The organism is Pseudoalteromonas sp. NCCP-2140 (assembly GCF_023708065.1).
Lineage (GTDB): Bacteria > Pseudomonadota > Gammaproteobacteria > Enterobacterales > Alteromonadaceae > Pseudoalteromonas.
Genome location: NZ_BRCZ01000002.1, coordinates 434,950 through 450,442 on the forward strand (window position 1 = coordinate 434,950; position 15,493 = coordinate 450,442).

12 protein-coding genes are annotated in these 15,493 nt (G+C 41.4%); 8 read left to right on the forward strand and 4 right to left on the reverse strand.

Annotated elements, in window-relative coordinates:
- Positions 1-48 precede the first annotated feature (48 nt).
- Together NFU46_RS05845 and NFU46_RS05850 are read left to right on the forward strand one after the other, a co-directional pair.
- Positions 49-3,246 (forward strand): pilus assembly protein, encoded by a 3,198-nt coding sequence (locus NFU46_RS05845; protein WP_405030610.1) that lies wholly within the window; start codon positions 49-51, stop codon positions 3,244-3,246.
- A 188-nt stretch (positions 3,247-3,434) separates the two neighbouring features.
- On the forward strand, positions 3,435-3,869 hold the full coding sequence (locus NFU46_RS05850) for a type IV pilin protein (RefSeq protein ID WP_251600722.1): 435 nt from the start codon (positions 3,435-3,437) through the stop codon (positions 3,867-3,869).
- Between the two features lie 14 nt (positions 3,870-3,883).
- Here the strand turns inward: NFU46_RS05850 and NFU46_RS05855 are convergent, their stop codons facing one another.
- Positions 3,884-4,417, reverse strand: a complete 534-nt coding sequence (locus NFU46_RS05855; RefSeq protein ID WP_251600549.1) for a GspH/FimT family pseudopilin — start codon at positions 4,415-4,417, stop codon at positions 3,884-3,886.
- 67 nt (positions 4,418-4,484) lie between these two features.
- Positions 4,485-5,066, reverse strand: a complete 582-nt coding sequence (locus tag NFU46_RS05860) for a Tfp pilus assembly protein FimT/FimU (RefSeq protein WP_251600552.1) — start codon at positions 5,064-5,066, stop codon at positions 4,485-4,487.
- Between the two features lie 139 nt (positions 5,067-5,205).
- Here NFU46_RS05860 and NFU46_RS05865 point away from each other — a divergent pair, with 139 nt between their 5' ends.
- On the forward strand, positions 5,206-5,544 hold the full coding sequence (locus NFU46_RS05865) for a P-II family nitrogen regulator (protein WP_054551748.1): 339 nt from the start codon (positions 5,206-5,208) through the stop codon (positions 5,542-5,544).
- Positions 5,545-5,867: 323 nt separating this feature from the next.
- Here NFU46_RS05865 and NFU46_RS05870 read toward each other — a convergent pair whose 3' ends face one another.
- The gene (locus tag NFU46_RS05870; protein WP_054561898.1) at positions 5,868-6,626 is read right to left on the reverse strand and encodes an outer membrane protein assembly factor BamD; all 759 of its coding nucleotides are present in this window, start codon (positions 6,624-6,626) and stop codon (positions 5,868-5,870) included.
- A gap of 129 nt (positions 6,627-6,755) precedes the next feature.
- On the opposite strand from NFU46_RS05870, the gene rluD reads away from it, so the two are divergent.
- From rluD to clpB, 3 genes are all read left to right on the forward strand, one after another.
- Positions 6,756-7,733 (forward strand): 23S rRNA pseudouridine(1911/1915/1917) synthase RluD, encoded by a 978-nt coding sequence (gene rluD, locus NFU46_RS05875; RefSeq protein WP_058585463.1) that lies wholly within the window; start codon positions 6,756-6,758, stop codon positions 7,731-7,733.
- A 5-nt stretch (positions 7,734-7,738) separates the two neighbouring features.
- Positions 7,739-8,461 carry a peptidoglycan editing factor PgeF gene (gene pgeF / locus NFU46_RS05880; RefSeq protein WP_251600554.1) on the forward strand — a complete coding sequence of 241 codons (723 nt, stop codon included), beginning with the start codon at positions 7,739-7,741 and terminating at the stop codon, positions 8,459-8,461.
- A 98-nt stretch (positions 8,462-8,559) separates the two neighbouring features.
- Positions 8,560-11,136, forward strand: a complete 2,577-nt coding sequence (gene clpB, locus NFU46_RS05885) for an ATP-dependent chaperone ClpB (protein WP_251600557.1) — start codon at positions 8,560-8,562, stop codon at positions 11,134-11,136.
- A gap of 59 nt (positions 11,137-11,195) precedes the next feature.
- On the opposite strand, the gene NFU46_RS05890 is transcribed toward clpB, so the two are convergent.
- Positions 11,196-12,743: a PAS domain-containing methyl-accepting chemotaxis protein gene (locus NFU46_RS05890; protein WP_251600560.1), complete on the reverse strand. Its 1,548-nt coding sequence runs from the start codon at positions 12,741-12,743 to the stop codon at positions 11,196-11,198.
- Between the two features lie 392 nt (positions 12,744-13,135).
- Between NFU46_RS05890 and gshA the strand changes: the two genes are divergently transcribed.
- Positions 13,136-14,710, forward strand: a complete 1,575-nt coding sequence (gene gshA / locus NFU46_RS05895; protein WP_251600563.1) for a glutamate--cysteine ligase — start codon at positions 13,136-13,138, stop codon at positions 14,708-14,710.
- 137 nt (positions 14,711-14,847) lie between these two features.
- Positions 14,848-15,456: a hypothetical protein gene (locus NFU46_RS05900; protein WP_054551741.1), complete on the forward strand. Its 609-nt coding sequence runs from the start codon at positions 14,848-14,850 to the stop codon at positions 15,454-15,456.
- Positions 15,457-15,493 lie beyond the last annotated feature (37 nt).

The window sequence follows — 15,493 nt, forward strand, 5'->3', positions numbered from 1 at the left end:
ATAAGAATAATTTATTATTACGAAAGAGGTTTTCGGCGGAGATGTGTGATGAGGATAAATAGCTTAGCTCGCAAGTTACTGACTAGTTGTTTTGTAATGTTCAGTATGCATGCTCATGCAGAAGACATTGAACTTTACGTTAACCATAATCTTGACTTAGATGAAAAACCACGCGTCCTTATTGTTTTTGATACCTCGGGCAGTATGGCGTTTTCTACAAGTTCAGGTGGGAGTTGTGGTATTTCTGGCGGAAAGTATATTCCCTGCTCTGACAGCCGATTAGGTGTCGCGCAAGACGCCATTACCAAACTTATAGATGGTAATGATGACATCGACTTTGGTTTAATGCGCTTTAATAGCACCAATGGCGGCTATGTACTGGCAGGTATCGGCTCGCCAATGTCAACGTTGAAAACGACGATTGCCAATTTACCTGCTGACGGTGGTACGCCACTGACTGAAACGTTATGGGAAGCATATCTCTATATTACCGGGCAAAGCTTATTTTATGGCGAAAAAGTGAATGAGCTATTTCGCGATACTTCAGTCGAAAGTAAAACATCAACAACAAATAGAGTAAGAAAATGTAACTGGTGGGGGTGCTGGTGGGAAAATGAAACAGTTACCAATTACACTTACATCTCTCCTTTTGATAACCCTGATGAAGTAAAGCGCTGTGATAACTCAGTTAACGTAATCTACATGACTGACGGTGACCCATCTGCTGGCTCTGATAACGAACAAGACTCTAATATTAGCGCATTGCATGAGTCGTATTTTGGCAGCTCTTTATCAAATGATGATAAAATTGCTGGTGTATATTTACATAAGCTCGCAAAAATCATTCATGGTACTGATAACGTTGAAGTTGACCTTCGACCAGACACCTCTGAAATTCACGAAACGGGCCGTGTATATACTATAGGCTTTGGTAGTGGGATGAGTGATAATGGTAAGCGCTTATTATCTGAAACAGCCACCGAAGGTGGCGGTAAGTACCTACATGCAAACACCGCAGAACAGCTTTCTGAGGCATTAAAAAACACCATCACACAAATTCGAGAAGTCAACGACAGCTTTACAGCTCCCTCGGTGGCAAGTAATAACGTAGACCAAACCCGTAGTCGCGAATCAATTTATTATGCGATGTTTTACCCTAAAACAGGAGCTCGTTGGCGTGGTAACTTGAAAAAGTTAAAAGTGTCTGGCGATCAAATTATTGATAAAGATGGTAAACAGGCTTTAAATGAAGACGGTTTAATTGATAAAGATGCTAAAACCTTTTGGTTACCAAGTGGTGAAGGTGCCGATGGTAATTCAGTTGAGTTAGGTGGCGTAAACCAATATTTATCAAACTCTTCGAGTGTGCCAAATGAAGGGCGAAAAGTACTAACCAATGTCAACGGTCGCATGCTTAACTTTACGCGCTATCGTGTTGTCTACCATTACGGAACAATAGCCAAAGCAGCTGTTGACTTTGAAGCCGAACCGGATGAAGTAGAAGAGCTTATAAATTGGTCAAGAGGCCTTGATGTTGATGATGAAGACAAAGACGGTTCAACCACTGATTCGCGTAAAGACATCTTCGGTGATCCACTACATTCAAAACCAGTAACGATTGATTACGGCAATGATGATATACGTATCTTAATTGGCACTAATGCTGGATACTTGCATATGTTCCAAGATAAAAACGATGTTCTTAGTGAGAGCTGGGCGTTTATTCCAAGAAGTTTATATAAAATTATAAAGCCACTTCGTGATAACCAAGCAGATACCAAGGTATATGGTGTTGATGGGCCTATTTCAATATTTTTTGATGATAAAAATAGTGATGGCGTAGTTAATGATTCGGATCGTGTTTGGGCATTTTTTGGCTTAAGACGAGGTGGTAACAAGTATTATGCTCTTGATATCACAAACCCTGACTCACCAAAATTACTATGGGATGAGCCTATAACTGGTGGCACTGGAGATTTCGCTGAGCTTGCACAAAGCTGGTCAAAGCCAACAGTTACCTACATTAACCTTAGTGGCTACAAAGATAAGCCAGTACTTATTTTTGGTGCAGGTTATGATACCAACAAAGACAATGTTATTCGAACTAACGATAGTAAAGGGCGAGGTATCTTTATTGTCGATGCTGAAACAGGTAAAAAAATATGGGCGTTAACGCCGAATGAAAATGGATTTACGGGTACGCATAGTATTGCTTCAGATATCACAGTTTTAGATTCTGACTACGACGGCTTTGTTGATAGACTATATGCTACAGATACTGGTGGAGACATTTGGCGAGTTGATATGCCATCACCGAACTATAATGACTCACAAGAACCATGGACACATTTCAAATTAGCTAGTTTAGGTGGAACTTTAGCTACCCAAGATCGTCGTTTTTTCTATAAGCCGATGATTGCTAGAACTATGTTCAGCAAAGTATCGAAAACGACGTACCAAGGTGAATCAATTACCACACGTATCGATACCCCATTTGATGCTGTATTAATTGGCAGCGGAAACCGCTCTAAACCGTTATCTACGACCGCAAATGATCAACTATTTATGATACGCGACATTAATACGGTAACTCAGTCTTTTATTGGAAATGATGTTCCAGCGCCCATCACTCAAGCTGATTTAATGGATGTGGGCTCAGATCCATTCGGCAATGCACTAGATGACCTAGATAAATTTACTGAACTTGAAGTAGAGCTGGGCGAATTTAGCGGTTGGTATTACAACCTACCAGCAACTGGTGAAAAGTCTTTAGCGGCTAGTACTGTTATTGGCGGCGTGGCTTACTTTACCAGTTTTTCACCAGCCTCTAATGTAGATTTAGTGAATCAATGCTCGCTAACAGGGGGCTCTGGTAGTTTGTACGCCTTCCATTTGCATTATGGCACCAAAGTATATGACAACTTAAAGTTTACTACTTCTAATGATGTACCTGACACACCTCAGCTTTACTTTGGTGTGGGTGACAGCTGTGTGGATGGTAATAGTGATGGTTTCTGTGATGATAATACAAGTGAGAAGGTAAAAGAGCAAAGCCAGTTCTTGACTATAGGCCCTGGCATAAAAGGTGAGCAAAACCCATTTAAGGTGCAAGAAATTTTAGGCCCTGGACTGACAGTTGAAAATGGTAAAATTAAACTCGTTAGTGATGCTGTGCCAATTGGCTTTGGCTTTAAAACACAACAAACTTTTATTTATAAACGTGAACAATTCGATACGAACCAATAGCCCACTTACCTCAGCCAGATTTTTTGGCTGAGGTATATACCTTTGGTTTACAGTGCAGTTTAGGCACTTGTAAGATCTGATTTTTCTGAGTATTTAATGTCGAGCGTTAATTGCAATAATTTAGCTCTGAACCTATTATGGATAACAGCTATTTGAACGGTTTAGAAACACATTTTGGTGAAATCTATATGAAAGTTAAGAAAAAAAATAACCAGTCAGGGTTTACTCTAATAGAGCTATTGATAGCTGTTGCTATCATGGGCATTCTAGCAAGTATCGCTGTACCCAATTATTTTGAGTATGTTAAACGTACCGCACGAGCAGAGGCAATTACGGCTTTATTAGATGCTGCAAATAAACAAGAACAATACTTTGTAGATAACCGACAGTATGCAACCAGTTTAGATGTGCTTGGTGTTGCAAGCCCGACTGAAAATGGATATTACCGACTAAAACTAGATGTTAGAAATGAAGTTGGTCGAACTGTCTTTTATATTACTGCAATTCCAATTGCAGGCCCGCCGTTGAAAGATACAGAATGTACTAGGCTTCTCATAGACGACCGTGGTATTCAGCGGCATAGAGGCACGGCCGAGTCTTCAGCTGTTTGCTGGGGACGTTAGTTTTTCATAACTGCTTATTGCTGACATCTGTCTGTGTCTTTTAACCTAACACGGCCAGGTTGGCTGACAGTCAAAGCAAGCCCTTCAAGGCTTGCTTTTTTATATTCGGGGCAATAAACAAATGTGCCGGTATTAAAACCCGCAGTACCATCTGGGCGGAAGTTCACAGAATTTCGTGGGTAAGTAAGCATGTCTTGTTTATTGATTGCTTCAAGCCGAAAAATAACAGTATCACGCTCGTCAAACACGCCAATATCTCCATTATCTACAAATACGGTAAGTTCTTTGTGCCAATACTCTCTATCACATTGGTTTTTAACGAGAGCGCAAAAAGTAATAACAGAATTGCTCGTTTCTGCATTTGAACGCGCTATCCTAAGAGCTCTTTGTATAAGGGTGATACGATTTTCTAACCGATTATTGGCTAGAAAGGGTTTAAATTCTTGCAAAGCAATATTTAATAAGATGGCTAAGATTGATAAAACAATCATGATCTCGATAAGTGCAGCGCCACGTTTTTTATAGCACGTAAAGTTGCTTGTCTTCATCCTTGAAGACTCCCAAAATTTGACCTTTTATTAAACTATAGATGTACCTATAAGCTTGTCAAATTATTTAACCACAGGTTAGGTCAGTATCTCCAAGGTATAAGGCGGTGCCTGATTTGGAAACTTGTAAGGCTTTATTATTATCATCATTATCAGGATTTGGGCAATATACAAACGTACCTACGTCTGTTGTAATAGTGCCGCCAGTATCAAACATAATATAAGCATCTCCACTATATGCGAGTCGATCGTTTTTATGAGGCGGTGCAATCATTCTGTATACTTCATCGCCATAGTAAGGTTCGTACCATTGAAAAACATTCGATTGATAGCGGGCTTCATCATTACTAAACACAAATATGACTTGTTCTGCATTGCTTTCATTAGGCAGGGGATGACAAATACTTACTCGATCTCCTTTGATTCTGTTTTCCCATCCCCTGCAAATTGTCATAATTGTATCCGTGCTGACCGCTTTGGCACGTGCAAAGCTGATCATACGTTGCAGATCTAATAAGTAATTTTCTGCACGGCTGCTCTCTAATGTGTCTGAACTATCCCACAATGCAATTGTGGCAACAATACCGACAATGGCAACAGTAATCATTAATTCTAAAAGCGTAAAACCACGCTGAATGGCGTTTTTCATTGCTTGTACCTCACTCACAAGTTGTTAACTAATCATATCATGATGTAAAAAGAGTGCACCTATTTGATCAGTATGTTTGCTATGCTTTCTTAGATTGTCTAAAATCGACGCAAATAATGTTAAAAACTAGCTGGTTATAATGAAAAAAATCGAAGCAATTATTAAACCATTTAAGCTTGATGATGTACGCGAAGCATTGTCAGATGTCGGTATCACAGGTATGACGGTAAGCGAAGTAAAAGGTTTTGGCCGTCAAAAAGGGCACACCGAGCTTTATCGCGGTGCTGAGTATATGGTGGACTTTTTACCTAAGGTTAAACTAGATATCGTATTAAGCGACGAAGATGTTGACCGTGCTATCGATGTTATCGTTAAAACATCGCAAACAGGTAAAATTGGTGACGGTAAAATCTTTGTCACTGACGTTGAGCGTGTCGTACGTATTCGTACCGCTGAAGAAGATGAAGACGCGATTTAATTAGTATACCCAAGCCACCTCAAGATGCAGAATTCAGCGTTTCACAGGTGCTTAATATCAAGGCGTTACTTTGCAAGAATGGTAGTCCCTTTTAAGAAATAACAACGATGAAAGTCAGTGCCTGTGAGCGCCCAAAGGGTTGGTTTAAAAGCGATTTATACTGCGTTATTGATTTTAACAATAGAACCACTATTACTTGCAATCAATGCCTTGCCTAAATCGCTTTTAATTCCAACTGAAACTCGCACCTTGGGGTGGTTTAGGTATATTCGATCGCAAACATTAAAAAAGGCGCCTAAGGCGCCTTTTTGCTTTAGTCTGTTTTAACGCTTGTTAGCTTCTCGCGTTGCTTTAGCGTGTTCACTTAGCTCAGGTAAGCCAAGTTTGTTGTAGCTTTTTTCCATGATCTCTAGTGCTTGATCAAGGTAGCTGCTTTGTGAGTAGTGCTCAACCACATATTTACCACGGTTTGCAGCAGCAAGGTATGCCTCACGCTCATAGTAGTATTCAGCAACTTTTAACTCGTAGCGTGCCATTTTATTCAGTAGCCACACTAAACGTTTTTTCGCTTCTGGTGCGTAGGCACTGTTAGGAAAACGTTTTAAAAGTGTTGATAAATCAGTAAATGCGACACGAGTACGGTTTGCATCTCTGTCGGCACGGTCTACACCAAAATATTCTTGGAATGCGTTTTCATCCGCTTTGATGTTTACCAAGCCACGCATGTAATACATGTAGTCTAAATCTTTGTGGTTCGGGTTTAATCGAATGAAACGGTCGATAGTTGCTAGTGCTTGTTCAGTATTACCTGCTTGATAATGCGCAAACACTAAGTCCATTTGTACTTGTTTTGATAGAGGACCAAAAGGGTAGCGAGAATCAATAGCACTTAATAGCTCAATTGCACGAGCATACAAGCCTGAATCTAATGTTTGTTTTGCATCTTCATATAAAGCTTGCGCAGATTTATTAGGAACGCGTTGGATATCTTCTTGATCTGGCGCTGATGAACAGGCACCTAAGCCAAGTACAGATACTGAAAAAACTATGGCGAACGCACGTTTCCCTATTTTATTTATCATTTTATTTCTTACCTTCGATGTCTTCGGCTAGGCCAAGTGAGGAAAACCGAGTAAACTATACGTATTATATTAAAGCGATTCTAACCCAGTCGAGCACAGCTTGCACTGGTAAATTGGGTAAAGTTACTAATGTCAGAGCAAATTTCTCTCCAAGCCGAGGTTCCAATTGACCTTGGCGGTAAACGTCTAGACCAAGTATTAGCGCAATTGTTCCCTGATTATTCTCGTTCACGTATAAAAACGTGGATTTTGGATGATAAAATCACTGTAAACGGCGAAATATTAAACACACCGCGCGAAAAACTACTCGGTGGCGAAGTGGTGAGTGTAGAAACAACCATCGAAGCCCCTCGTGAATACGAGGCACAAAATATCAAATTAAACATCGTTTATGAAGACGATGATATTTTGGTGATCAATAAACCTATGGGATTAGTTGTACATCCTGGTGCGGGTAACCCAGATGGCACGGTATTAAATGCTTTGCTACATCATTACCCTGATATCATTAATGTGCCTCGTGCAGGTATTGTGCATCGTCTAGATAAAGACACCACCGGTTTAATGGTGGTGGCGAAAACAATTCCGGCACAAACTCATTTAGTTTCTGCTTTACAAAAGCGTGAAAACTTCACCCGTGAATACGAAGCAATTTGTAATGGCACAATGACAGCAGGTGGCATGGTTGAAAAACCAATTGGTCGACATGCAACAAAACGTACTCACATGGCCGTGCATGAAATGGGCAAACCAGCTGTGACGCATTACCGTGTTGCAGAAAAATTCCGCGCACATACACGCTTACGTTTACGCCTAGAAACAGGCCGTACTCACCAAATCCGTGTACACATGGCTTATTTAAATCATCCATTAGTTGGCGATCAACTGTATGGTGGTCGTCCGCGCCCGCCAAAAGGTGCTACACCTGAGCTGTTTCAAATGCTACGCGACTTTAAACGCCAAGCATTACATGCTGTTAAGCTATCAATTGCACACCCAATCACTGGTGAGCTAATGACTTGGCAAGCGCCAATTCCAGATGATATGGCAGCTATGACAGAAGCTTTGCGCGCTGATACTAAAGCAAACCCAAATATCGAGTTTTAAGCGTTATGATCACACCAGCATGGACTGCCCCAAACTCTGTTAGCGCGCTGAGTACCACCCGACAGGGCGGTGTATCAGTTGCACCCTTTGATAGTTTTAATGTGGGTTTACATGTTGGTGATGATGAGCAAGCCGTGCTTGCAAATCGTGCCTTACTTGCAAATCAGCTGCCTAATCCTGCTGTGTGGTTAAACCAAACACATAGCAGCGATGTAGTCGTGATTGATGAGCAGTCTGATTTAAGCGAACTACGCTCTGCTGATGCGCTTTACACCCGTTTAATAAAGCAGCCGCTGGCGATAATGACCGCAGACTGTTTACCAGTATTGCTTTGCTCGAGTTCTGGGGATGAAGTCGCTGCTGTCCATGGTGGCTGGCGTGGTTTAGCGCAAGGTATATTGGCAAACACGGTTTCGCACTTTCAAGCGCCAGCAAGCGATATTATTGCTTGGTTAGGCCCAGCCATCGGTCCTTTACAATTTGAAGTTGGGCAAGAAGTTAAAGAGTGTTTTTGCTCACAAAACCCAGAGCATCAACAAGCTTTTACAGCCAAGCACGAAAAATACATGGCTGATATCTACTTACTAGCACGCCAGCAATTGGCACAATTAGGTGTGGTCAAAATGTATGGTGGTGAGCACTGCACCGTCACTGACAAATCACTGTTTTTCTCTTATCGCCGCGATGGACAAACAGGCCGTATGGCTAGCTTGATCTGGCGCAATTAATACGCCTTTTTTGCGATTAAATTTTCTTCTTTTACTTGAACAAATCACTAAGCATACCCATTAATTAAGCAATTAGATTTTTTAATAGGTAAACCCTTATGCGTTTAGATAGATTTACAAGTAAATTTCAATCTGCGCTTTCAGATGCGCAGTCATTAGCACTTGGGCGCGATCATCAATTTATTGAGCCTGTGCATTTAATGTATTCATTGCTTCAGCAAAATGGTTCAAGTGTGCGTGCGTTACTTGCACAAGCAGGCGTCAGTGCTGATGAGTTAAACACCAAGTTATCCCAAGAAATCGAGAAACAGTTTAAAGTTGAAGGTATTGGTGGCGATGTTCAGCTGTCAAATAACCTGATTTCATTAATTAACTTATGCGATAAATATGCTCAAAAACGAAAAGATAAATTCATTTCGAGTGAGTTGTTTGTTCTTGCCGCGTGTGATGATAAAGGTCCATTAGGCGACATTTTTAAAGCGCTGAATATTACTTCTAGCAAGATCGAATCTGCAATTGAAGCCATTCGTGGTGGCCAAAAAGTAGAAGACCCAAATGCTGAAGAAACTCGTCAGGCATTAAAAAAATTCACCATCGATTTAACTGAGCGAGCAGAGCAAGGTAAGCTTGACCCTGTCATTGGTCGTGATGACGAAATTCGTCGTACTATCCAAGTATTACAACGCCGTACTAAAAATAATCCGGTGTTAATTGGTGAGCCGGGTGTAGGTAAAACAGCGATTGCTGAGGGCCTTGCACAACGTATTATCAATGGTGAAGTACCTGAAGGCTTAAAAAACAAGCGAGTATTATCGCTCGATTTAGGTGCTTTGGTTGCTGGCGCAAAATACCGTGGTGAATTTGAAGAGCGTTTAAAATCAGTATTGAATGAACTTGCCAAAGAAGAAGGCCAAGTCATCCTCTTTATTGATGAAATCCATACTATGGTAGGCGCAGGTAAAACAGACGGCGCAATGGATGCAGGTAATATGCTAAAACCAGCACTTGCCCGTGGTGAGTTACATTGCGTGGGAGCTACAACCCTTGATGAGTATCGTCAATACATTGAAAAAGATGCGGCACTTGAGCGTCGTTTCCAAAAGGTATTTGTTGATGAACCATCGGTTGAAGATACCATTGCGATTTTACGTGGTTTAAAAGAGCGTTATGAGCTGCATCACTCAGTTGATATTACCGATCCGGCCATTGTTGCCGCGGCGCAGTTGTCGCACCGTTACATCAGCGATCGCCAATTACCAGATAAGGCAATAGATTTAATTGACGAAGCGGGTTCTTCAATTCGTTTGCAAATTGACTCAAAACCAGAGTCTTTAGATAAGCTAGAGCGTCGTATTATTCAGTTAAAACTGGAAGATAATGCGTTGGCGAAAGAAAAAGACGAAGCAAGTCAAAAGCGCCGCACCGAAATGCAAGAACTGATCACTGAACTAGAAGCGCAATACCGCGAACTAGATGAAGTGTGGAATGCTGAGAAGGCCTCACTGCAAGGCACGCAAGTTATCAAAGCAGAACTTGAGCAGGCACGTCTTGATTTAGATGTGGCACGCCGTGCCAGCGATTTACAGCGTATGTCTGAACTGCAATATGGTCGTATCCCTGAACTTGAGCGCAAACTCGACCTTGCTTCACAAGCTGAAATGCAAGAAATGAGCTTGCTTAAAAACCAAGTAGGTGAAGACGAAATCGCTGAGATTTTATCGCGTTGGACAGGTATTCCGGTATCGAAAATGCTGCAAGGTGAACGTGAAAAGCTTCTGCAAATGGAAGATCAATTACACCACAAGGTGATTGGTCAAGATGAAGCCGTTGTAGCTGTTGCGAATGCAATTCGTCGCTCTCGCGCAGGACTTGCTGATCCAAATCGCCCAATCGGTTCATTCCTATTCTTAGGCCCGACAGGGGTAGGTAAAACTGAGCTGACCAAAGCACTAGCCAGTTTCATGTTTGACACTGAAGATGCCATGGTGCGCATTGATATGTCGGAGTTTATGGAGAAACACTCGGTGGCACGTTTAGTCGGTGCACCTCCGGGTTATGTTGGCTATGAAGAGGGTGGCTATTTAACTGAAGCGGTACGCCGTCGTCCGTATTCCGTCATTTTATTGGATGAAGTCGAAAAAGCGCACCCTGATGTATTTAACATCTTACTGCAAGTGCTTGATGATGGCCGCTTAACGGATGGTCAGGGCCGTACCGTTGATTTTAAAAATACGGTGATCATCATGACCTCTAACTTGGGTTCCGATATTATCCAAGAGCAAGCCGGTTCAAATGATTATGCCGGGTTAAAAGAAAAAGTGATGGGCGTATTAGTCAGTCAGTTCCGTCCTGAATTTATTAACCGAATCGACGAAACCGTGGTATTCCATCCACTTGCTAATGAGCACATTAAGGAAATTGCTGACATTCAGTTAAGTAAGCTACGTGAGCGATTAACTGAAAAAGGCTACATTCTTGAAGTTACGGATGCAGCTTTAGACCGCATCGCTGAAAGTGGTTTTGATCCTGTGTATGGGGCAAGGCCTTTAAAACGTGCTATTCAACATACCATTGAAAACCCATTAGCACAGCGCCTGCTCGGTGGCGATTACCAACCAGGTGCCATCATCCATATTGATGCTGATGAGAATGGACTTGTTTTCTCGAGTCGTTAATTAGCCCTAAAAACAAAAGCCGCATCAATTATGATGCGGCTTTTTTGTATCAGTTAAGTTTAAACTTTAAAGGTTAACAGCATATCGTTAACTTTGCGTGAGCCTTCAACAAGCCCCGCTGCATCTTTAGCCACGTTGTAGCTAAGCTTTAAGTTCTCTTCGCTGTGTCCTTTAATGCTTTCTACATTTTCGCGTATATCGGTGCTAACAACTTGTTGTTCCTCAGCAGCCGTCGAAATCTCAGTGGCAAGGCCTGATATTTCATTAATTTGTGCGAAGATGCTCGCAAGCTCAGTTTGAGTGTGAGCAGTCGTATCAACACAACTATCTGCTTGCGCTTTAGTTGATTGCATCACTTTAGACCAGCTGAATAACGTATCTTGTATTTCTTTAATTGAGCTATGAATTTGTGCCGTCGCATTTTGAGTACGTGAAGAAAGTGCGCGTACTTCATCTGCTACAACCGCAAAACCACGGCCATGCTCACCGGCACGTGCTGCTTCTATGGCTGCATTCAGCGCTAATAAGTTTGTTTGTTCAGCAATGCCTTCAATCTCACTCATTACTTGGCCTATTTTGTCAGCTTCACTAGCAAGAGAGTCAGCGGTAGTGGCTGCTTGCTCTACTTGGTTAGCTAGATCAGACACCATGCTGCTATTATCTTCAATATGCAGTTTGATATCGTTACAGCTTTGGTAAGTGGTTTTAACCTTATCAGCAGTGTGATGAGTATTTGCTGAAATTTCGCCGATAGTTGCACTCATTTGTGTCATTGCCGTAGCAATATCACTTAAACGTTGGCCTTGTGCAGCAATACCTTGCTCGGTTAGTGACGATTGTTTATCTAAGTTGGTAGCAATGTCTTTGAAGGAGTAAGTAGAGTCTTTAACACGGCCCAACACAGTTCTAAGCTTAGCGAACAGCATTTGCTGATTATAGGCAGCAATACTAAATGGGTGTGAGCCTGAATACACATAACGTGATACTGAATCAAACTCTGCACGTTGCTGCTTTAAGTGGCTTGGCGTAACAACGAGTTCGTCATAATTTAAAGCAAAAAGTAGTATTACAAGGGCACATGCGGTTAAAGCAACCATCCATGAGGTGGTCACAGCTAAACCAACAATACCTGCAAGCAATAAAATCGCAGACACTATTTGTCTAAGTGAAATATTCTCACGAAATGATGCGATTGATTTACCGCCATTTATTTTAGTGTACAGTGCCATCGCACGGGTTTTTAATTGCTCAGATGGCTTGGTACGCACTGATTGATAGCCAACTAGCTGACCATGTTCATAAATAGGCGTAACGAACGCATCGACCCAATAGTAGCGGCCATCTTTACAGAGGTTTTTTACCATGCCACGCCAAGAGTGGCCCTCTTTAAGTTTTTCCCACATCTCTTTAAATGCCGCTTTAGGCATATCTGGGTGGCGTACAATATTATGATTTTTTCCGAGAAGCTCTTCTTCGGTGTAACCTGCTATAGTACAAAATTCCTTATTTACGTATGTGATTACACCGCGTAAATCTGTGGTAGAGACAAGCTCTTGATTATCTGAGTATGTCACTTCTTGATTGACGATTTCTTGCCCACGACGCATATGAGTCCTCGAAATATACTTTTTTATGGTGTGCGGATTATAGTCTCAGAAAAATGTAAGGGAAGGGGGGACATAGTGTTAACTGTGAAACTTTTAATAATTTCATCTTCCCTTTGATCTAAAACAATATCTTGCCTGAAATATTATGTTTAGCCTCATTCTTTTATATTAGTTAAAAGACCTAATATCCTCAAGGAAAAAGCCTAAATTGTATTTTTAACCGTTTAAGCAACAATGAAGTGCCACCAAAGCAATTGTATATTGTGACTCACAATGGCAAGATTGAGCTTCGAGTGTATAGGTAAATAATGAAACTGATATTTCTGACTTGAGTAATTGTTTTTTGCCCCCATACACTTAGGATTACAGCCACGCGGCTCGAGGAAGCATTTTTGATAAAACATGATTTAAATAAAACGCTAGAAGCGTTAACGGCACAATTTCCTAACGCAATTAATGGGATTCAACGTGGTATCGAGCGAGAAGCATTAAGGATTAAACCAAGTGGTGTTATCTCACAGCAAGGTCATCCACAAGGCGTTGGTAGCGCTTTAACGAATGATCATGTCACCACTGATTTTTCAGAATCACTTTTAGAATTTATCACGCCGGTTAGTACATCTGCAGAGCAAACACTCGCGCAGCTAAAAGACTTGCAAAAGTTCACCTTATCGCAGATGGACGATGAGCTGTTATGGCCGATCAGTATGCCATGCTTTATTGAACATCAAGATGACATTGTACTCGCACAGTTTGGTGACTCAAACATTGGCCGCATGAAAACACTTTACCGTGAAGGCTTAAAGAACCGTTATGGCAGCATGATGCAGGCCATTGCTGGTGTGCATTTCAATATCTCTTTCCCTGAGAGCTTATGGCAAAGCCTGTATAGCTTAAACGGCAACCAAGGTACATTAGCTGACTCTATTTCGAATGGCTATTTAGGGCTTATTCGTAACTTTAAGCGTGAGCTTTGGTTGATCAGCTTTTTATTTGGTGCATCACCAGCATTATGTAGTTCATTCTTACAAGGGCGCGAAACTGATTTACCATTCAAAAAGCTAGGTAAAGGCACCCTTTATTTAGAAGTGGGCACAGCGCTGCGTTTGGGTAACCTTGGCTATACTAATAGTGCGCAATCGTCTTTACGTGTTATGTATAACTCACTAGAAGAATATGTAGCGGGTTTAAAAGAAGCAATTCATACACCATCGGATATCTATGGTCATATTGATGATTACACGAGTGCGGAGCCAAAGCAGTTAAATAAAAATATTCTACAAATCGAAAACGAGTTTTACTCGCCAATTCGTCCTAAGCGTAATGCAGCCTCTGGCGAAACACCGACAGATGCATTACTTCGCGGCGGTATAGAATACATCGAGGTACGTGCGCTTGATGTTAACCCGTTTAGTGAAACGGGTATCGATTTACAGCAAATTCGTTTCTTAGACGTATTCTTAACTTATTGCTTATTGAATGACTCGCCAGAAATGGATTGGCAAGAGCAAAAATTAAGCACTACTAACCTTGATGCGGTTGTCAATGAAGGTCGAGACCCAGAGCTAATGCTCAACAAGCAGGGTGAGATGGTGCGTCTAACTGATTGGGCCGAGACAATTTTTACTCAGCTATCTGAGGTTGCCCGTTACATGGATAATGCATATGGCGTGAGTTATTACAGCGAAACCATAGCTGAGCTTGCAACTTGGGTGAACAATCCAAGTAAAACGTTCTCTGGCAAATATGTTAGTGCGCTGGCAAAAGAGAACCAAGATAATGGTCATTTCGCTTTAGCACTTGCACAGCAGTACAAGCAAAGCCACCTTGATGCTGATTACCAATTTTATGATCAAGCATTTTTGGCAAAGCAAGCGACTGACTCTGTACTTAAAGAGCGTGAAGTTAAAGCAGCAGACAGTGTATCTTTCACTGCATTTTTAGATGACTATTTTGCTAAAGCTTAGTATGGTGAAGGCATAAAAAAAACGCAGCCTAGGGAGGCTGCGTCAAAGATTCTTCAGGGATGAAACAATGCTATACTGCTGCATTCATAAGTTCAGACTGACCTGATGAGAAAAAGTTCAGCGAGATCCATAAAAAAATGAAAAAAAGTATAATTATTTTATCGCTGGCCGCATCTTTGGCTGGTTGTGCAACGGCTCCTCCTGAGCAACCTCATGATATATGTAAGATTTTTGAAGAAAAACCTGACTGGTATTACGATGCTCGTGATGCACAAGAAAAATGGGGTTCACCAAAGCATGTGCTAATGAGCATGATGTATCAAGAAAGCTCATTTCGTCATGATGCAGCGCCGCCAATGGAATATTTCTTGTGGGTAATTCCAATCGGACGTGCTAGCTCTGCATATGGCTACTCACAAGCAAAAACCCCAACATGGTCAGATTACATTCGTGAAACAGGTAACAGCGGTGCAGACAGAGATGATTTTGATGATGCTATCGACTTTATGGCCTGGTTTGTTTACAAAACTCATAAAGTAAATGGTATTTCAAAATGGGACGCCTACGCGCAGTACCTAAATTACCACGAAGGGTGGGGCGGCTATAAGCGAGGTACTTATAAAAGTAAAAAATGGCTAATGAGCGTTGCTAATAAAGTTAAACATCGAGCTAGCCGCTATGGCGCACAACTCAAAAAGTGTGAAGCCGATTTAGACAAAAACTGGTTTGAACGTTTATTTAGTTAGTAAATTAACACAGTTTTTGGATGTTAAGTTTTTACAA

Bases quoted from the DNA above. Each gene is read 5' to 3' on its own strand.
- NFU46_RS05900 (WP_054551741.1), top strand. From the start codon at position 14,848: ATGAAAAAAAGTATAATTATTTTATCGCTGGCCGCATCTTTGGCTGGT.
- NFU46_RS05865 (WP_054551748.1), top strand. From the start codon at position 5,206: ATGAAAAAAATCGAAGCAATTATTAAACCATTTAAGCTTGATGATGTA.
- rluD (WP_058585463.1), top strand. From the start codon at position 6,756: ATGTCAGAGCAAATTTCTCTCCAAGCCGAGGTTCCAATTGACCTTGGC.
- NFU46_RS05855 (WP_251600549.1), bottom strand. From the start codon at position 4,417: ATGAAGACAAGCAACTTTACGTGCTATAAAAAACGTGGCGCTGCACTT.
- pgeF (WP_251600554.1), top strand. From the start codon at position 7,739: ATGATCACACCAGCATGGACTGCCCCAAACTCTGTTAGCGCGCTGAGT.
- NFU46_RS05860 (WP_251600552.1), bottom strand. From the start codon at position 5,066: ATGAAAAACGCCATTCAGCGTGGTTTTACGCTTTTAGAATTAATGATT.
- clpB (WP_251600557.1), top strand. From the start codon at position 8,560: ATGCGTTTAGATAGATTTACAAGTAAATTTCAATCTGCGCTTTCAGAT.
- NFU46_RS05850 (WP_251600722.1), top strand. From the start codon at position 3,435: ATGAAAGTTAAGAAAAAAAATAACCAGTCAGGGTTTACTCTAATAGAG.
- NFU46_RS05890 (WP_251600560.1), bottom strand. From the start codon at position 12,743: ATGCGTCGTGGGCAAGAAATCGTCAATCAAGAAGTGACATACTCAGAT.
- NFU46_RS05870 (WP_054561898.1), bottom strand. From the start codon at position 6,626: ATGATAAATAAAATAGGGAAACGTGCGTTCGCCATAGTTTTTTCAGTA.
- NFU46_RS05845 (WP_405030610.1), top strand. From the start codon at position 49: ATGAGGATAAATAGCTTAGCTCGCAAGTTACTGACTAGTTGTTTTGTA.